The sequence below is a fragment of the Sphingomonas cellulosilytica genome, assembly GCF_052321755.1.
In the GTDB taxonomy this organism is placed as follows: Bacteria; Pseudomonadota; Alphaproteobacteria; order Sphingomonadales; family Sphingomonadaceae; genus Sphingomonas.
Map to the genome: position 1 here is coordinate 366,458 of NZ_JBQRTT010000002.1, position 17,657 is coordinate 384,114.

Sequence of the window (17,657 nt, forward strand, 5' to 3'; positions counted from 1 at the left end):
CCTTAGCGTGTGCCGACCGAACGCGCATCCGCCTTTTTGGTGCGCAATGTCGCCGATGCCGCGGCGGGATCGTCGGGCCATGGGTGTCGGGGATAGCGGCCGCGCATCTCCTTCGCCACGGCATGCCAGCTGCCTGCCCAGAAGCCGGGCAGATCGCGCGTCGTCTGGATCGGTCGGCCGGCAGGCGAGGTCAGGCTGAGCACCAGCGGCACCCGCGCGCTGCCGACCACCGGATGGTCGGCGAGGCCGAACAGCGCCTGCACGCGCAATTCGACGCGCGGCCCCCCGTCCGCGGCATAATCGATCGCGTGGGTACTGCCGGCCGGGCTGGTGAAATCGGCCGGCGCCAGCCGATCGACCTGGCGCATCCCGTCCCAGCCGACGAGGCCGCGCAGCGTGTCCGCCAGCGCGCCCGCCGGAATGGCATCGAGCCGGCGGCGCCCCTCCAGCAGCGGCGGCAGCCATTCGTCCAGCCGGTCGCGCATCAGCGCCTCGATCGGCACGCCCGCATAGGTCGCCCGCGCGCGCAGCGCCGCCGCGCCCGCGCTCCACGGCAGCAGGTGCAGCCCTTGCGTGCGCACGCCCTCCAGCAGCGCCGCGGCGACCGCGGCAGGATCGGCCTGCGCATCCGGCCCGGAGGACAACCGCAACGCACCGAGTCGCCGTTCCCGCAATGTCGTCACGCCACCGGTCGCGGCATCGAACTCCACCGTCCGGCGCGTTTCGATCCGGTCGGCGAACAGCCGCTCGATCGTCGCAAGCGCGATCGGGGCCGCGGCAAGGATGCGCGCGCCCGATGCGGCGCCCTGTGTTTCCGCCACCGCCAGCCAGCCGTTACGGGCGAGCGCGCTGCCCGGATCGAGGCGAAAGCCGCGCCCGCCGGCCGACGCCCAGAATTCGCCGCTGGCGTCGCGCGCGCGCGCGATCCGATCCGGAAAGGCGAGCGCGATCGGCACCTCGACGCCCTCCTCCCCTTCGCCCGTTCCACCTCCCGCGAGCGTCGCCCAGCGTTCGGCCAGCCGCCGCGCCGCCACCGCCTTCGTCCCGCGCTCGCTGCGCCAGCGGCGCAAGCGCGTGTCGAGATCGGGATCGGTGCCACCGAGGCCGCGCTCCGACAGCAGCACCGCGACTTCGGCGGCGATCCGCCCCTGCCCCATGTCGCCGGCGCGCAGCAGCATGTGGGCAAGCCGCGGCGGCATCGGCATCGTCGCGATCCGACGGCCGTGCGCCGTCGGGCGGCCATCGCCGTCGATCGCCTCCACCAGCGCAAGGCGCTCGCGCGCCTCCGCCACCGCCGCGGCGGGCGGCGGGTCGAGCCAGGCGAGATCGCGCGGGTCGCCGACACCCCATAGCGCCGCCGCCAGGACGAGGCCCGACAGGTCCGCCTCCAGGATCTCCGGCGGATCGAAGCGCGGCAGCCCGCCGGTCGCCGCCTCTTCCCACAGGCGATAGGCGACGCCCGGCCCCAGCCGCGCCGCACGCCCGGCGCGCTGGATCACCGCCGCCTGGCTGGCGCGCTCCGTCACCAGCCGCGTCATCCCCGCCGCCCGGTCGTATCGCGCGCGGCGGGCGAGCCCCGAATCGACGACGATGCGGATGCCGTCGAGGGTCAGGCTGGTCTCGGCGATGCCGGTCGCCAGCACCAGCTTGCGCCGGCCATCGGGTTCGGGGCGAATCGCGGCACGCTGGGAAACAGGTTCGAGGCTGCCGTGCAGATGATGGATCGCGATGGATGCGGGCAGGTCAGCCAATCGCTCCGCCGTCCGCTCGATCTCACCGACGCCGGGCAGGAAGGCGAGCACGCCGCCCTCTTCCTCGGCCAACGCACGGCGGATCGCACGCGCCATCGCATCCTCGATCCGCGCATCGCCGGCGCGGCCGAGGTAGCGCAGGTCGAGCGGATGGCTCCGTCCCTCGCTCTCGATCACCGGTGCCTGCCCCATCAGCGCCGCGAATCGGGCGCCGTCGAGCGTCGCCGACATCGCCACCAGCCGCAGGTCCGGCCTGAGTGCCGCCTGCGCGTCGAGCGCCAGCGCGAGGCCGAAGTCGCCGTCGAGGCTGCGTTCGTGCACCTCGTCGAACAGCACAGCCGAGATGCCGGCGAGTTCGGGATCGGCCTGGATACGCGCGACGAAGATGCCCTCGGTCACCACCGTCACCCGCGTCGCCGCCGAACGCCGGCTGTCCATCCGCGTGGCATAGCCATAGGTGCCGCCGACGCCCTCGCCCGCCAGCGCCGCCATCCGCTCCGCCGCCGCGCGCGCCGCCAGCCGACGCGGCGACAGCAGCAGCACCTCGCCGGTGCACCACGGCTCCTCCAGCAAGGTTGGGGCGACGGCGGTCGTCTTGCCCGCCCCCGGTGGAGCGACGAGCACCACGTTGCTGCCGACCCGCAGGGCGGCAAGCAGGTCGGGCAGGACGGCGAAGATCGGCAGGTTAGTCACGGCGCCTGCGCCCTTATCGCGGATCGGCGGGCGACGCGATGGTCTGGGGCTGCTATGCCGCACGGCGACACGACACGGGAGACGCACGATGGGTCTGTTCGACACTATCCTCGGCCAGGCGGCCGGCAATCCGGCGATCGCCAATCTCGCGGAAAAAATCGGCCTGTCGCCCGAACAGGTGAGCGCAGCGATCGCGGCGCTGGGCGCAGCGCACGTCCAGCCCGGCGACACCGTCGCGGGCGCCGCCAATTCCACCGGGCTGTCGCCCGACGTGTTGCAGCAGATCCTCGGCCATCTCGGCGGCGAAGGCGCGCTCGGCAATTTCGGCGCGCTGCTGGGGCAGGCGGGCGAAGGTGGCTTGGGCGGAGTGCTCGGCAACCTGGGCGGTCTGTTCGGCAAGTCGTGACGCTGCGATGACGAAAAGGTCATCCGCCGCGTCCTAGTATCTCCCGCCGATCGGGTGGTAGACACGGCGCGACGGCACAACCGGGCGGGACGAGTGGGCGGACATCATCATCACCACGGGCACGGGCACGGGCACGGGCACGGGCATGACCACGGCCATGGTCACGCCCATGGCCATTCCCACGCCCCCGCCTCGTTCGACCGCGCCTTCGCGATCGGCATCGGGCTCAACATCGCCTATGTGGTGGCGGAGGCCGCGACGGGGCTGTGGACCGGGTCGGTCGCGCTGCTCGCCGATGCCGGCCATAATCTGTCGGACGTGCTCGGCCTCGCCGTCGCATGGGGCGGTGCCGCGCTCGCCCGCAGCGCGCCGACCAAGCGCTTCACCTATGGCCTGAAGGGCTCGACCATCCTCGCCGCGCTGGCGAACGCCGTGTTCCTGCTGGTTGCGCTCGGCGCGATCGTGCTGGAGGCGGTGCAGCGCTTCGGCGACCCGCCCGTCGTCGCCGGCCTGACCGTGTCGGTCGTCGCCGCCGCAGGGATCGCGGTCAACGCCTTCACCGCCTGGCTGTTCGCGCGCGGGCGCAAGGGCGACATCAACATCCGCGGTGCCTACCTTCACATGCTGAGCGATGCCGCGGTGTCGGCGGGCGTGGTGCTGGCGGGCATCGCCATCTGGGCGACGGGGCTCGGCTGGATCGACCCGCTGGTCAGCCTGGTGATCGCCGCGATCATCTTCTGGCAGACCTGGGGCCTGCTCCATGAAACGGTGGAGATGAGCCTTGCCGCGGTGCCGCGCGCGATCGATTACGACGCGGTCACCGACGCGCTCGCCGCGCTGCCCGGCGTCGCCAAGGTCCACGATCTGCACATCTGGCCGATGTCCACCACCGAACCGGTGCTGACCGCGCATCTGGTGATCCCCGGCGGCTATCCGGGCGATGCCTTCCTCGCCGCGGCACGGGCGATGCTGCACGACCGGTTCCACATCGGCCATGCGACGTTGCAGGTCGAGACGGGGGACGATTGCGAGAGCTGTTGAACGCGGACCGCTTGCAGGGCCGCCGGCGTGACGTCGGACGGGTTCGGCTGCGCCGACCCGCCGGCCGGGTCACCAAAGCCTAATAGGCTCTGGCGACCGCGAACTCGACCGCCTCGATCATCGCATCCTTGGCCTTGCCGCCAGCGAAGCCGCCGATCGCGTCGATCGCGCGCTGGCCATAATGGCGGGCGCGGGCGAGCGTATCGTCGACCGAGCGGGTCTTGCGGACCAGATCGATGGCATGCGCGAAATCCGCGTCGGAGGCGCGCCGGCCTTCGATCGCGTCCTTCCAGAACTTGCGATCGTCCGCATCGCCGCGGGCGTAGGCGAGGATGACGGGCAGCGTCATCTTGCCTTCGCGGAAGTCGTCGCCCGCATCCTTGCCCATCGTGCCCGCGTCCGAAACATAGTCGATCGCATCATCGACCAGCTGGAAGGCGATGCCGAGATTGCGGCCATAGGCATCGAGCGCCGCCTCCTCGCCTTCGCTGCGTTCGGCCACCACCGCGCTGATCCGGCAGGCGGCGGCGAACAGCGCCGCCGTCTTGGCGTTGATGATGTCGAGGTAGCGGTCCTCGCCCAGATCGATGCGCCGCGCTGCGGTAAGCTGGTTCACCTCGCCCTCCGCGATCACCGCGGAGGCATTGGAGAGGATCTTCAGCACCTTGAGGCTGCCGTCCTCCACCATCAGCTCGAAACTGCGGCTGAACAGGAAGTCGCCGACCAGCACGCTCGCCGGATTGCCCCAGATGATGTTGGCGGTGCGCTTGCCGCGCCGCAGATCGGATCCATCGACGACGTCGTCGTGCAGCAGGGTCGCGGTGTGGATGAATTCCACCGCGGCGGCGAGGCGGTGGTGCCGCGTGCCGGTATAGCCGATCAGCCGCGCGCTCGCGAGCGTCAGCATCGGGCGCATCCGCTTGCCGCCGCCCGCGATCAGATGCCCGGCCAGCTCCGGGATCAGCGGGATCTGCGACTGCATGCGATCGAGGATCACCGTGTTGACGGCGTTCATGTCGCCCGCGACGAGCTGGAGCAGCGGCTCCAGCGAAGGCTCGGGACGATCGAGGCGATGGATGGTAGCGGTCATCTCGCCTCGCGCTGTGACGGGTGGCGCGCGCGAAGGCAAGCCTTGCTCGCAGCCGCAACACGCCCCATGGGGATGCTGAAACGGGCGGTAGGGGGCAACGGATGAGCGACGACGTGCTGCAAGGATACCGCAAGAGCATCGACAACATCGATGCGGCGCTGGTCCATCTGCTCGCCGAGCGCTTCAAGGTGACGCAGGCGGTCGGCCGGCACAAGGCGACCTCCGGCCTGCCCGCCGCCGATCCGGGCCGCGAAGAGCGGCAGATCGCCCGCCTGCGCCACCTCGCCGAAGAGGCCGAGCTCGATCCCGAATTCAGCGAGAAGTTCCTGCGCTTCATCATCGACGAGGTGATCCGCCATCACGAGCAGTTGCGCGGCTGAGCGCGGCCGACCATCTCCGCTGCCGTGATCGCCGCCCTGATCCTCGCCTCCACCGCCGCGACGCCTGCCCTGGATCATCAGGCGGCGATCCTCGGCGTATGGCATAATCCCAGGAACAGCGTCGCGGTAAAGACCGGCCATTGCGGCGAGCGGCTGTGCGGCTGGGTGGTCCGCGCCACCGACAAGGCGAAGAGCGACGTCGCCGGCAAGGGCTATCCGCCGCTGATCGGCACCGCCCTGCTGCGTGGCTATCGCACCAGCGGCAAGGGGCGCTGGTCCGGCCAGATCTATGTTCCCGACATGGGCCGCGCCTTTGGATCGACGGTCACCATGGTCGATGCCGATACGCTGAACGTGCGCGGCTGCCTGATCGGCGGGTTCATCTGCAAATCGCAGATCTGGCGGCGGGACTGAGCGGATGGCGGGTGCGTTCATCGCGGTCGAGGGCGTCGACGGATCGGGCAAGAGCGGCGTCGTCCGCGCGCTGGTCGTGGGGCTCGCAGCAAGCGGCCACGACGTGCTCGGCACGCGCGAGCCCGGCGGCACGCCGCAGGGCGAAAGCCTGCGCGGCCTGCTGCTCGCCGGCAGCGACGATGCGTGGGAGCCGCGGGCGGAACTGCTGCTGATGACCGCCGCGCGCGTCCAGCACGTCGCCCGCGTCATCCGCCCCGCGGTCGCCGCCGGGCGGATCGTCGTGTCGGATCGTTATGCCGGCTCCACCCTCGCCTATCAGGGCGCCGGCCGCGGCATGGACGAACGCCTGATCCGCGACCTGCACGCGGCGGTGGTCGACGACCTGTGGCCCGACCTCACCCTGGTGCTCGACCTTGACCCCGCGATCGGCCTCGCCCGCAGCCGCAAGCGGCTCAGCGACGATGCCATCGACGAAGGCCGCTTCGAAAGCCTCGCCCTCCCCTTCCACCAGCGCATCCGTGGTGCCTTCCTCGCGCAGGCAGCAGCAGCGCCTGAACGCCACGTCGTGGTGGACGCGAGCGGCACGCCGGAGGCGGTGCAGGCGACAGCGCTAGCGGCGGTGGAGAGGTTCCTGCCCGCTATCTAGTCACCTGAATCTAAAGTTCGTTGCATAATGTTTGTTCGACGGTTTGGCAGAATCGTTTGACGGAGGCGAGGATATCGTCGGCGGACTTGGTCCAGCGGTAGGGTTTCGGATTTTGGTTATGCTGCTCGATGAAGGTGCGGATGCTCTGCTCGAGCTGTGCGGTGGAGGTGTGCACACCGCGCCGCAACTGCTTGCGGGTAAGTTCGGCGAACCAGCGCTCGACCTGGTTGATCCACGATGCCGAGGTGGGCGTGAAATGGACGTGGTAATGGGGCCTGCGGGCCAGCCACGCACGGACCAGCGCGGTCTTGTGGGTGGCATAATTGTCCATGATGATGTGGATGTCGAGGTCGGGCGGCACCCGGGCCTCGATCTGCTTGAGGAAGTCGAGGAACTCGGTGGCGCGGTGCCGCTTGTAGCATTTGCCGATGACGAAGCCGGAGGCGATGTCGAGCGCGGCGAATAGCGATGTCGTGCCGTGGCGAACGTAACTGTGGGTGCGGCGCTCGGGCACGCCGGGCATCATCGGCAGCACGGGCTGTTCGCGGTCCAATGCCTGGATCTGTGACGTCTCATCGACGCTGAGCACCAGGGCGCGATTGGGTGGAGACAGGTAGAGCCCGACGATGTCGCGCACCTTGTCGACGAAGAGGGGATCGCTCGACAGCTTGAACGTCTCCGAACGATGCGGCTGCAGCCCGAACGCCCTCCAGATGCGTCGGATCGTGGTATGGGAGAAACCCGTCACGCCTGCCATCGAGCGGATCGACCAGTGGGTCGCATCGGTCGGCGTCGAGCGCAGCGTCCGCTCGATCACGGCGGCAACCTGATCGTCGTCGATCGTCCGCGGCCTGCCGGGTCGGGCCTCGTCCAGCAACCCCTCGACGCGATCCTTCAGGAAACGCCGTCGCCACTTGCCCACCGTGTGTTCGCCGATACCCAGTTCGGCCGCTACCACCTTGCTTTGAACGCCGTCCGCGCAGCGCAGGATGATCCGACATCGCTCAGACAAGGATCGCGTCACCCGCCGCCGGCGCACTTGCCGTTCCAGATATTCCCGCTCGTTCGGCTCCAGAACAAGAGGTGCAGTTCGTCGGCCACCCGCATTCGCCATGCCGCGTTCCTCCACAAGGAATCACAGCATACAATGAACCTTACTTCAGTTCCAGATGACTAGGGCCAATCAATATTCAATCCTCCCCCGCCAGGGGGAGGTGGCAGGCGTAGCCTGACGGAGGGGGAGGTAAGCGACGACCAGCGTTGGGAGTCCTCCCCCTCCGTCGCCTTCGGCGCCACCTCCCCCTGGCGGGGGAGGATGAAGAGGATCCCTCATCTCGAATGTCGATCAGCCCTAAGCCTGCTCCCTCACCGACCCGTCCAGTTCCCCGGCCGCTTCTCGACGAAGGCTGCCATGCCTTCCTTCTGGTCGGCGGTGCCGAACAGGCCGTGGAACAGGCGGCGTTCGAACTGCACGCCCTGCGCCAGGGTCGTCTCGAACGCGGCGTCGACCATCTCCTTGTTCGCCAGCACGGACAGCGGCGCCATGGCGGCGATCGTGGCGGCGGTCTTCAGCGCCTCCTCGATCAGGTCGGCGGCGGGGATGACGCGGCTGACGAGGCCGGCGCGCTCGGCTTCGGCGGCGTCCATCATCCGTCCGGTGAGGCACATCTCCATCGCCTTGGCCTTGCCGACCGCGCGGGCGAGGCGCTGCGAGCCGCCCATGCCGGGGCTGACCGCCAGCTTCACCTCGGGCTGGCCGAACCTGGCGGTGTCCGCGGCGAGGATGAAGTCGCACATCATGGCGAGCTCGCAGCCGCCGCCCAGCGCATAGCCGGCGACCGCCGCGATGATCGGCTTCCGCGTCTGCGTCAGCCGTTCGTAGCCGGCGAAATGGTTGGTGCCGTACATGGCGGCGAAGTCCATCGCCGCCATTTCCTTGATATCGGCGCCCGCGGCAAAGGCCTTGGCGCTGCCGGTGAGCACCGCGCAGCCCTGCCCCTCGTCGGCATCGAAGGCGGCGAGCGCCGCCAGCAGGTCGGCGAGCACCTGCGCGTTCAAGGCGTTGAGCGCCTCGGGCCGGTTGAGCGTGATGAGCGTGACGCGCTCGCGCCGTTCGACGAGAATGGTCTGATAGTCCGACATCATGCTCTCCTTATGTCGTTATGCCGGCGTCCACGCTTCCGCAGGCGGCAGCGGCGCGAAGATCTGGTCGATCAGGTGATCCGTTACACCTTCCGGGGTGGCAGGCTGCCAGCGCGGGGCATGATCCTTGTCGACCAGCACGGCGCGGACGCCCTCCAGGAAATCGTGGCGCTGCACGACGCGGCTGGCGACGGCATATTCCTGCACCATCTCGTCGGCGAAGCTCTGCATCAGGCCGCCGTCGTAGAGCAGGCGCAGCGACACCTTCATCGTCTGCGGCGACTTGCTGCGCAGCACGCCGAGCTGTTCGGCAGCGAAGGCGCTGCCATCGGCCGCCAGTGCGGCGAAGACATCCTCCAGCGTGTCGGACGCGAACAGGCGATCGATCGCGGCGCGCTGGTCGAGCAGCCGCGCCGGCGGGGGCGCGACCGCGAGCCGATCGAGCGCCGCCTCGATCCCCTGCGGATCGGCGACGATCGCGGCCTTCGCCTCCTCCAGCGCCGCGGCGGGCAGGTAATGGGTGGCAAGACCCAGCGCATGCGCCTCCGCCCCGTCGAGCCGATGACCGGTCAGCGCCAGGAACTGCCCGATCCGCCCGGGCAGGCGCGAGAGGTACCAGCCGCCACCCACGTCGGGGAACAGGCCGATCCCCGTCTCCGGCATCGCGAAGCGGGTGTTTTCGGTCGCGATCCGCCAGCGGCAGGGCAGCGCGATGCCGACGCCGCCGCCCATCGTCACCCCGTCCATGAACGCGACGGTCGGCTTGGCGTAGGTGAACAGGCGATGGTTCAGGCGATATTCGGTGTGGAAGAAGGCGCGCGCCGCGACGCCGTCGCCCGCCCCGCTCTCGCTCAGCAGCCGGATGTCGCCGCCGGCGCAGAAACCGCGGCCCTCGGCATGGTCGATCAGCACCGCCGCGACACCCGCATCGGTACGCCAGTCGTCCAGCGCCGCCAGCATGCCTTCGCACATCGCGAGGTTGAGCGCGTGGAGCGCCTTGGGCCGGTTGAGGCGCAGGCGTCCGACGGCGCCCTGGGTGTCGATCAGCAGGTCCTGGCTCATGGCCCCAGCCTTTGGCCCCCGATCGGCCGCGCGTCCATACCGAACCGCCGAAATGCTGATCTGGATGTTTGACACGCGTGGGATCGCAAGCGCATGCCCGGGATCATGCCTCCCCTGCATCCCGGCCCGCAGCCTGATTCCACGTTCGCCTGGCCGTTCGGCGGCGGCGACTGCGGCGCGCTGATCCGCGCCTTCGACTGGAGCGCCACCTCGCTCGGCCCGATCGATACATGGTCGGCGACACTCCGCACCACCGTCAGCAACATCGTCAATTCGCCGGTGCCCAAGGTGCTGATGTGGGGCGACGACCATGTCATGCTCTACAACGACGGCTATGCCGCCATTGCGGGCAGCAAGCACCCGCAGGCGCTCGGTGGCACCGTCGAGGGCATCTGGCCCGAGATCTGGGACTGGAACAAGGCGATCCTGGAACGCGGCTTCACCGGAGAGGTCGTCGCCTATCGCGACCAGCCGATGGTGCTGCAGCACGACGGCAGACCGCGCCAGTTCTTCTTCGACCTGTTCTACACGCCCGTCCACCGCGATGATGGCAGCGTCGGCGGCGTGATGTGTACCGTGATCGACAATACCGCGCGGATCGGTGCGGAGCTGGCGGTGACGGCCAGCGCCGCCGAACTGCGGTCGATCACCGACGCGCTGCCGGTGCTGATCTCCTATGTCGATCGCGACCATATCTATCGCTTCGCCAACAGCTATTATCAGGACTGGTTCGGCATCGCGCCCGATGCGGTGACCGGGCGCCACCTGCGCGATGTGGTCGGCGAGACTGTCTATACCGAGCGCCTGCCGCTGGTCGAACGCGCGCTCGCCGGGGAGCGGATCGCGACCGAGGGGCGCATGGCGCATCGCGACGGCGGCTTTCGCCAGTGCGACATCCGCTACCTCCCGCGCCGCGACGCCGCCGGAGAGGTAGAGGGCTTCCACGTCCTCGTCACCGATATCGAGGAACGCGCACAGCGCGAGGCGGCGGTACAGGCAAGCAACGGCCGCTTCCGCGCCGCGATGGAGGCGGTGCACGGCGTCTTGTGGACCAACACCGCCGACGGGCGGATGACCGGCGAGCAACCGGGATGGACCGCACTGACCGGCCAGACGATCGAAGCCTATGAAGGCTATGGCTGGACCGCCGCGGTGCATCCCGACGATACCGCGCCGACGCTCGCCGCCTGGCATGCGGCGGTGGCGGCCAAGTCGGTCTTCATCTTCGAACATCGCGTGCGCCGCTACGACGGCGCGTGGCGCAACTGCCTGATCCGCGCGCTGCCGATCACCGACGCGGCGGGCGCCATCATCGAATGGGTCGGCGTCCACACCGACATCACCGAACAACGCGCCGCCGAACAGACGCTGCGCGATCAGGCCGAGCACCTCCAGCGCCAGGTCCGCCACCGCGAGCGCGCCGAAGAACAGCTGCGCCAGCTGAACGAGAATCTCGAAGCGCGCGTCATCGCCGAGATCGGCGAGCGCCGCCAGGCCGAGGCCGCCCTCGCCCAGGCGCAAAAGATGGAGACGATCGGCAAGCTGACCGGCGGCGTCGCGCACGATTTCAACAACCTGCTCCAGGTCGTCTCCGGCAACCTCCAGCTGCTCGCCAAGGATATCGCCGGCAACGACCGCGCCGAACGCCGCGTCGCCAATGCCATGGCCGGCGTATCGCGCGGGTCGAAGCTCGCCGCCCAGCTGCTCGCCTTCGGTCGGCGGCAGGCGCTGGAGCCCAAGGTCGTCAACGTCACCCGCTTCGTCCAGGGCATGGACGACATGCTGCGCCGCGCGATCGGCGAGGGCATCGAGGTGGAGACGGTGTTCGGCGGGGGCCTGTGGAACTGCTTCATTGATCCCGCGCAGATCGAGAATGCGCTGCTCAACCTCGCGATCAACGCGCGCGACGCGATGAACGGCACCGGCCGGCTGACCATCGAACTCGCCAACGCGCACCTCGACGACGATTACGCGCGCACCCATGACGAGGTGGATCCCGGGCAATATGTCATGCTCGCGGTCAGCGACACCGGCAGCGGCATGGCGCCCGATATCGTCGCCAAGGTGTTCGAGCCGTTCTTCTCGACCAAATCGGAAGGCAAGGGTTCGGGCCTCGGGCTGTCGATGGTCTATGGCTTCGTCAAACAGTCCGGCGGCCACGTGAAGATCTATTCCGAGGTCGGCGAGGGCACCACCATCAAGCTCTACCTGCCGCGCAGCCGCGAGGCGGAGGACGTCGAGGTGACGGTGGACACCGGCCCGGTGCAGGGCGGCACGGAAACGGTACTGGTCGTCGAGGACGACGCTGAGGTCCGCGCGACGGTGGTCGAGATGCTCGGCGACCTCGGCTATCGCGTGCTGAAGGCGGTGGACGCGCAAAGCGCCCTGAACGTCATCGAGAGCGGCATCCCGATCGACATGCTGTTCACCGACGTGGTGATGCCCGGCACGCTCAAGAGCCCCGAACTCGCGCGCAAGGCGAAGGAGCGGCTACCCGACCTCGCGGTACTGTTCACCAGCGGCTATACCGAAAATTCGATCGTCCACGGCGGGCGGCTGGATGCCGGCGTCGAGCTGCTGTCAAAGCCCTATACGCGCGAGGCGCTGGCGCGGAAGTTCCGCCACGTGCTGGCCAACCAGCGCCAGCGCAATGCCGGCCTCGCCGCCCGGCGGATGACGAGCGCGCCCGCGCCGCTACGCGCGACGCCGGGCGCGGCGGGGCAGGTCACCGTGCTGCTGGTCGAGGACGACGAGGTGATCCGCGCGACCACCGCCGAACTGCTCCAGGCCAGCGGCTATGTCGTGGTCGATGCCGCCAGTGCGGAGGATGCGATGACCGCGCTGCAGACGGTGCCGATCGATGCGCTGGTGACCGACGTCAACCTGCCCGGCGCATCGGGACCGGATTTTGCGGTGAAGGCGCGCGAACTGCGGCCCGGCGTGGGCATCGTCTTCGCCACCGGTGACACCGCGGCGGTGCCGACAGGCACGGGCGCGGTGCTGCTGGCCAAACCCTATGGCACGGAGGCGCTGCAAGCGGCGATCGCCGCGGCGCTTCCGCGCGGCGCGGTGCAGACGGCCGGACGCAAGCAGGACGCCTGATTGATCCTCCCCGCCACGGGGAGGTGGCAGCCGAAGGCTGACGGAGGGGCAGCCAAGCAGCACCGTCGCCAGCGGCTGCCCCTCCACCCCGCCGCTGCGCGGCGCGGTCCCCCCCCCCCCCGTGCCGGGGAGGAATCAATCGTACACCGCCTGCCACATCAGCCCGGCGATCCGCTCTTCCGTCAGATCCACCGCCGCCACGCTCGCCACGCCGTCCGCGACGGCCGCCCGCGCCACCGCCACCGTGATCCCCAGCGCCACCTCGCGCAACGCCGCGATCGGCGGCAGCAACGTGTCGCCCTCGCCCCCCATCGCACCCAGCGCCCGTGCGGCGGCCATGAACATGCCATCGGTGACGCGATGCGCACCCGCCGCGATCGCACCCAGGCCGACGCCGGGAAAGATGTAGACGTTGTTGACCTGCGTCACCCCGGCGACGCCGAACGGGCTGCCGGTGCCGACCAGCGCCCGCCCCTCGGTCCAGGCGAGGAGGTCGGCGGGATGCGCCTCCGCCCGCGATATCGGGTTGGAGAGCGGGAAGATCACCGGCCGGGCGCATCCCGCCGCCATCGCGCGCACCACCGCTTCGGTGAAGCTGCCGGCCTGCCCCGATGCGCCGATCAGCACGGTCGGCCGCACCGCCTGCACGGTGCCGAGCAGGTCCTGCGCCGGCCAGTCCACAACCTCCGCCGCATCGCGTGCGAGGCGCACCTGCGGCGGGGTCAGCGTCGCCATGTCGGACACGATCAGCCCGTCGCGATCCACTGCCCAGATCCTCGCCCGCGCCGCCGCCTCGTCCAGCCCCTCCGCCTGCAACGCCTGCACCAGCAGTTCGGCGACGCCGCTGCCCGCCGCGCCCGCCCCGAACAGCACGATACGCTGGTCGGCCAGCCGTGCGCCGGTCCGCCGGATCGCCGACAGCAGGGTGCCGACCGCGGTCGCGGCGGTGCCCTGGATATCGTCGTTGAAGCTCGGCAGCCGGTCGCGATAGCGGCCGAGCAGGTCGTGCGCATTGTGCCCGGCGAAATCCTCCCATTGCAGCAGCACGTCCGGCCAGCGCGCCGCCACCGCCTCGACGAAGCTGTCGACGAAGGCGGCATAATCCTCGCCCCGCACCCGCGGGTTGCGCCAGCCGACGTAGAGCGGATCGTCGCGCAACGCGGCATTGTCGGTGCCGACGTCGAGCAGGATCGGCAGCACCTCGGCCGGGTGGATGCCGGCGCAGGCGGTGTAGAGCGCCAGCTTGCCGATCGGAATGCCCATGCCCCCCGCGCCCTGATCGCCGAGGCCCAGGATCCGCTCGCCGTCGCTGACCACGATCACCTTGATCCGGTCGAGCGCCGGGTCGGCGAGGATATCGGCGATGCGGTCGCGATTGGGATAGCTGAGGAACAGGCCGCGCGGCTTGCGCCAGATCTCGCTGAACCGCTCGCACCCGGCACCGACCGTCGGCGTGTAGACCAGCGGCAGCAGGCGCGGCAGGTCGGCCTGCACCAGCGCATGGAACAGCACCTCGTTCGAATCCTGCAATTCGCGCAGGAAGGCGTAGCGGTGGAAATCGTCCGCCATGCCGTCGAGCACCCGCCGCCGCCGCGCGATCTGGCTTTCCAGCGTGCCGACGTGCGGCGGCAACAGGCCGTGGAGCCCGAACGCATCGCGCTCCGCCTCGGTGAAGGCGGTGCCCTTGTTGGTCAGCGGATCGGCGAGCAGCGCGCGGGCGGCGGCGTGATGGGCGGGAGACATGCGGGGTCCTTCAGAAACGGAAGCTGATCCAGCCGGCGAGGAAGTCGGAGCTTTGGAAGCCCGCCTTGCTGAGCGAGGGGCCGGCGGCGAGATGTTCGTAGCGGCCGGTCACCGACAGCCGCGGGCTGATCGCCCACACCGCCTGGAGCCGCGCGACGTCGCCGATCTTGGCATCGCCGATCCGCTGCGTACCGGCGAACGGCTGACCATTGGCACGGTAGACCGCATCGGTGACGCTGTCGCGCCAGGCGAGCTGGTATTCGGCGGTGACGCGCAGCCGCTTGGTCGGCGAAACGGTGACGTTGGGTGCGACCGCGATCAGGTTCGACGGCGTCAGGAACAGGCCGTAGCTATAATAGATGTTGTTGCCGAACGGCGCATAGGCATCGCGCAGCTTGCCGTCGCCATAGCCCCCGCCGCCGCTCGCATAGTCGAAATGCACGCCGACCCGCGGCGCCGTCCTGCTCGCGCCGAGGCGATAGGTCTGGGCGAGGAACACCTGCCAGGCGTCGATATCCTGGTTGATATAGTGACCGAATTGGTGATTGACCGTCCAGTCGATCGTCACCCGCCCGGCATCGCCCCAGACGTGCGTGCCGACGTAGTAGCGCGTCGCCGGCCCGATCCGCCCGCCCCACGCGCCCACCTGGTTGCGCCGCCGCCAGAGGAAGGGATCGACGTAGAGCTTCGACCCGCCGAACCACGTCGGCGGCGCGGCGAAGCCCAGGGTCACGCCGGAAAAGCGCCGTGCCGGATCGACCACGTCGTCGTCGGTGCCGAGGTCGCCATATTGCGTGGGCTTGAGGTCGAACAGGTCGGCGCGCACCCGTGCGCCGCGCGCCCACGCCCGCCAGCCGTTGAGTGTGTAGCGGATCGTGTTGTTGTCGCGTTGCGAGACGAGCAGGTTGGGGCCGTCGGTGAACTCCTGCCGGCCGTAGCGGGCACCGACCGCGACGCCGGACACCTCGGCATTGCCCTCCACGAAGGCCTGCTGGAGGACGAGGTCGTTGCGCAGCGTCGCCGCCGGCGCGCCCAGCTCGACGCCGGAGATGCCGCCGTGCGCGACTTCGGCAAAGGCGCGAAAATGCGGCCCGACGTGCAGGTCGGCACCGGCGACGATGCGGTTGATGTCCTGCCGCTGCGCCCGCGCATCGCGCAGGCCGGGATTGGTGGTGTGGTTGACGCGCAGTCGAAATTCCCCCGACAGCGTCAGATAGACGTCGCCATCGCCGTCGAGCGGCAGGAACTTGAGGCGATCGAGCGGATCGTCGCGCTTGGCGGGATCGCGCATTCCCCGCCAATCTTCCGCCCAGCGCGACAGGTTGAAGCCGTTGGTGGTGGCGCCGTCACCCGCCGCCGCCGCGGGGTAGGAGGTGACGGTCGGCGTGGCACGATTGCGGGTCTGGTCCGCCTCGGTCGGCGCGACGCTGGTCTGCGCGGCAGCGCCGGTCGCGAGCGTGAGCAGGGCGGTGGCGCCGAGCACGGCGCTGGAGCAATGGGGCATCGGGATGATCCTTCGAGGGCGTCGCGCCCACCCTCACCCTCTCGCCGCCTTCGGCGTCTTCTCCCTCTCCCGATGGGAGAGGGAGGGAGCGGCGCAGCCGCGGAAGGGTGAGGGTGAGTGCGGCGCGCGCAGTTATTCCGCGGGAACGGCGTCGGCGGGCAGCTGATCGACACGCAGCGCCCGTCCGCGCAGCGCCGCATCCAGTTGCGCGGTATCAAGGGCGCCTTCCCAGTGCGACACCACCACCGTCGCCACCGCATTGCCGATGAAATTGGTGAGGCTGCGGCATTCGCTCATGAAGCGGTCGACGCCCAGGATCAGCGCCATGCCCGCCACCGGCACGCTCGGCACGATCGACAGCGTCGCGGCCAGCGTGATGAACCCCGCGCCGGTCACGCCCGCCGCACCCTTCGACGACAACATCGCGACCGACAGCAGCAGCAACTGCTGCCCCAGCGTCAGGTCGACGTTGCACGCCTGCGCGATGAACAGCGCCGCCAGCGTCATGTAGATGTTGGTGCCGTCGAGGTTGAACGAATAGCCGGTCGGCACGACCAGCCCGACGATCGACTTGGGGCAGCCGGCGCGTTCCATCTTCTCGATCAGCGCGGGCAGCGCGCTTTCCGACGACGAGGTGCCGAGCACCAGCAGCAGCTCCGCCTTGAGGTAGGCGATCAGCCGCAGGATCGAGAAACCGCACGCCCAGGCCACCGTGCCGAGCACCACCAGCACGAACAATAGGGAGGTGAGGTAGAAGGTGCCGACCAGCATCGCGAGATTGGCCAGCGTGCCGACGCCATATTTGCCGATGGTGAAGGCCATCGCGCCGAACGCACCGATCGGCGCGGCCTTCATCACGATGCTGACCACCTTGAAGAAGGCGAGCGACACGTCCTCCAGCACCGACAGCACGCGCGTGCCGCGGTCGCCGACCAGCGCCAGCGCGATGCCGAACAGGATCGACACGAACAGCACCTGCAGGATGTTGCCTTCGGTCAGCGAGGACAGGAACGTGTCTGGGATGATCCCGGTCAGGAACCCCGTAATGCTCGAATCATGCGCCTTCTCGGCGTATTCGGCGACCTTGCTGGTATCGAGGCTGGCGGGATCGATGTTGAGCCCCGCGCCCGGCCGCACCACATTGGCGACGATCAGGCCGACGATCAGCGCCAGCGTGGAGAAGAAGAGGAAATAGAGGAACGCCTTGCCCGCGACGCGCCCGACCGCGCCGAGATCGCGCATGCCGGCGATACCGGTGACGATGGTCAGGAAGATCACCGGAGCGATCACCATCTTGACCAGCTTGATGAAGGCATCGCCGATCGGCTTCATCGCTTCGCCCGTCGCCGGTGCGAAATGGCCGAGCAACACGCCCGCCACGATCGCGGCCAGCACCTGCAGGTAGAGTTGCGCATACCAGGGCTTGGCGGCGGGTGGCGTCGGGGGGGCACCGGGTGCGATGGCACTGATCGTCATGGGCGGCCTTTCATCCTCTGTGGCGACGCGGGTCCGACTCTTGATGGTCGTGCGCGTCGCCCGATCATGCCGCGATCGGTCGGGGACGGACAATGCCGCCTTCTTCCACATATTATCGTTATTAAACAACGGCTTATATAAAATGCCGGATCGACCGACACCATATGGCTGCTCCGCGTCACGCGAAAGTGTGCCGAAAATTGCACA

The 17,657-nt window shown here is 69.3% G+C and carries 14 protein-coding genes; 6 read left to right on the forward strand and 8 right to left on the reverse strand.

The features are described from left to right. Nucleotides 1-2 precede the first annotated feature (2 nt). A complete protein-coding gene (gene hrpB, locus ACTZQ5_RS05100; protein WP_443584073.1) occupies nt 3-2,444 on the reverse strand; it encodes an ATP-dependent helicase HrpB in 2,442 nt (813 codons plus the stop codon). Nucleotides 2,445-2,532: 88 nt separating this feature from the next. On the opposite strand from hrpB, the gene ACTZQ5_RS05105 reads away from it, so the two are divergent. After that, nucleotides 2,533-2,850, forward strand: coding sequence for a hypothetical protein (locus ACTZQ5_RS05105; RefSeq protein WP_443584074.1), 318 nt, complete (start codon nt 2,533-2,535; stop codon nt 2,848-2,850). 93 nt (nt 2,851-2,943) lie between these two features. Next, nucleotides 2,944-3,891 (forward strand): cation diffusion facilitator family transporter, encoded by a 948-nt coding sequence (locus tag ACTZQ5_RS05110; RefSeq protein WP_443584075.1) that lies wholly within the window; start codon nt 2,944-2,946, stop codon nt 3,889-3,891. A 79-nt stretch (nt 3,892-3,970) separates the two neighbouring features. Here ACTZQ5_RS05110 and ACTZQ5_RS05115 read toward each other — a convergent pair whose 3' ends face one another. Then, nucleotides 3,971-4,981, reverse strand: a complete 1,011-nt coding sequence (locus ACTZQ5_RS05115; RefSeq protein WP_443584076.1) for a polyprenyl synthetase family protein — start codon at nt 4,979-4,981, stop codon at nt 3,971-3,973. 101 nt (nt 4,982-5,082) lie between these two features. Between ACTZQ5_RS05115 and ACTZQ5_RS05120 the strand changes: the two genes are divergently transcribed. From ACTZQ5_RS05120 to tmk, 3 genes are read left to right on the forward strand one after another with little or no spacing between them, the layout of a single operon-like run. Then, nucleotides 5,083-5,361, forward strand: a complete 279-nt coding sequence (locus ACTZQ5_RS05120; RefSeq protein ID WP_443584077.1) for a chorismate mutase — start codon at nt 5,083-5,085, stop codon at nt 5,359-5,361. A 24-nt stretch (nt 5,362-5,385) separates the two neighbouring features. Continuing rightward, the gene (locus ACTZQ5_RS05125; RefSeq protein ID WP_443584078.1) at nt 5,386-5,775 is read left to right on the forward strand and encodes a DUF2147 domain-containing protein; all 390 of its coding nucleotides are present in this window, start codon (nt 5,386-5,388) and stop codon (nt 5,773-5,775) included. Between the two features lie 4 nt (nt 5,776-5,779). Then, nucleotides 5,780-6,421 carry a dTMP kinase gene (gene tmk / locus ACTZQ5_RS05130; RefSeq protein WP_443584079.1) on the forward strand — a complete coding sequence of 214 codons (642 nt, stop codon included), beginning with the start codon at nt 5,780-5,782 and terminating at the stop codon, nt 6,419-6,421. A 10-nt stretch (nt 6,422-6,431) separates the two neighbouring features. On the opposite strand, the gene ACTZQ5_RS05135 is transcribed toward tmk, so the two are convergent. The 3 genes from ACTZQ5_RS05135 to ACTZQ5_RS05145 form a co-directional block, all read right to left on the reverse strand. Then, complete coding sequence (locus ACTZQ5_RS05135; RefSeq protein ID WP_443584080.1) at nt 6,432-7,535, reverse strand: IS630 family transposase; 1,104 nt, start codon at nt 7,533-7,535, stop codon at nt 6,432-6,434. 251 nt (nt 7,536-7,786) lie between these two features. After that, entirely contained in the window at nt 7,787-8,563 is a 777-nt protein-coding gene (locus ACTZQ5_RS05140; RefSeq protein WP_443584081.1) for an enoyl-CoA hydratase, read from the reverse strand. An 18-nt stretch (nt 8,564-8,581) separates the two neighbouring features. Then, complete coding sequence (locus ACTZQ5_RS05145; protein WP_443584082.1) at nt 8,582-9,625, reverse strand: enoyl-CoA hydratase/isomerase family protein; 1,044 nt, start codon at nt 9,623-9,625, stop codon at nt 8,582-8,584. Between the two features lie 105 nt (nt 9,626-9,730). Between ACTZQ5_RS05145 and ACTZQ5_RS05150 the strand changes: the two genes are divergently transcribed. Next, nucleotides 9,731-12,727: a PAS domain-containing protein gene (locus ACTZQ5_RS05150; RefSeq protein ID WP_443584083.1), complete on the forward strand. Its 2,997-nt coding sequence runs from the start codon at nt 9,731-9,733 to the stop codon at nt 12,725-12,727. A 135-nt stretch (nt 12,728-12,862) separates the two neighbouring features. Here ACTZQ5_RS05150 and ACTZQ5_RS05155 read toward each other — a convergent pair whose 3' ends face one another. From ACTZQ5_RS05155 to ACTZQ5_RS05165, 3 genes are all read right to left on the reverse strand, one after another. Continuing rightward, complete coding sequence (locus ACTZQ5_RS05155) at nt 12,863-14,470, reverse strand: NAD-dependent malic enzyme (protein WP_443584084.1); 1,608 nt, start codon at nt 14,468-14,470, stop codon at nt 12,863-12,865. Nucleotides 14,471-14,480: 10 nt separating this feature from the next. Continuing rightward, the gene (locus tag ACTZQ5_RS05160; protein ID WP_443584085.1) at nt 14,481-15,974 is read right to left on the reverse strand and encodes an alginate export family protein; all 1,494 of its coding nucleotides are present in this window, start codon (nt 15,972-15,974) and stop codon (nt 14,481-14,483) included. 132 nt (nt 15,975-16,106) lie between these two features. Next, on the reverse strand, nt 16,107-17,450 hold the full coding sequence (locus tag ACTZQ5_RS05165; RefSeq protein ID WP_443584086.1) for a dicarboxylate/amino acid:cation symporter: 1,344 nt from the start codon (nt 17,448-17,450) through the stop codon (nt 16,107-16,109). Nucleotides 17,451-17,657 lie beyond the last annotated feature (207 nt).

Coding starts and splice junctions, on each gene's coding strand:
- ACTZQ5_RS05165 (WP_443584086.1), bottom strand. CDS start 17,450: ATGACGATCAGTGCCATCGCACCCGGTGCCCCCCCGACGCCACCCGCC.
- tmk (WP_443584079.1), top strand. CDS start 5,780: ATGGCGGGTGCGTTCATCGCGGTCGAGGGCGTCGACGGATCGGGCAAG.
- ACTZQ5_RS05145 (WP_443584082.1), bottom strand. CDS start 9,625: ATGAGCCAGGACCTGCTGATCGACACCCAGGGCGCCGTCGGACGCCTG.
- ACTZQ5_RS05155 (WP_443584084.1), bottom strand. CDS start 14,470: ATGTCTCCCGCCCATCACGCCGCCGCCCGCGCGCTGCTCGCCGATCCG.
- ACTZQ5_RS05150 (WP_443584083.1), top strand. CDS start 9,731: ATGCCTCCCCTGCATCCCGGCCCGCAGCCTGATTCCACGTTCGCCTGG.
- ACTZQ5_RS05160 (WP_443584085.1), bottom strand. CDS start 15,974: ATGCCCCATTGCTCCAGCGCCGTGCTCGGCGCCACCGCCCTGCTCACG.
- ACTZQ5_RS05105 (WP_443584074.1), top strand. CDS start 2,533: ATGGGTCTGTTCGACACTATCCTCGGCCAGGCGGCCGGCAATCCGGCG.
- ACTZQ5_RS05140 (WP_443584081.1), bottom strand. CDS start 8,563: ATGTCGGACTATCAGACCATTCTCGTCGAACGGCGCGAGCGCGTCACG.
- ACTZQ5_RS05135 (WP_443584080.1), bottom strand. CDS start 7,535: ATGGCGAATGCGGGTGGCCGACGAACTGCACCTCTTGTTCTGGAGCCG.
- ACTZQ5_RS05115 (WP_443584076.1), bottom strand. CDS start 4,981: ATGACCGCTACCATCCATCGCCTCGATCGTCCCGAGCCTTCGCTGGAG.
- ACTZQ5_RS05120 (WP_443584077.1), top strand. CDS start 5,083: ATGAGCGACGACGTGCTGCAAGGATACCGCAAGAGCATCGACAACATC.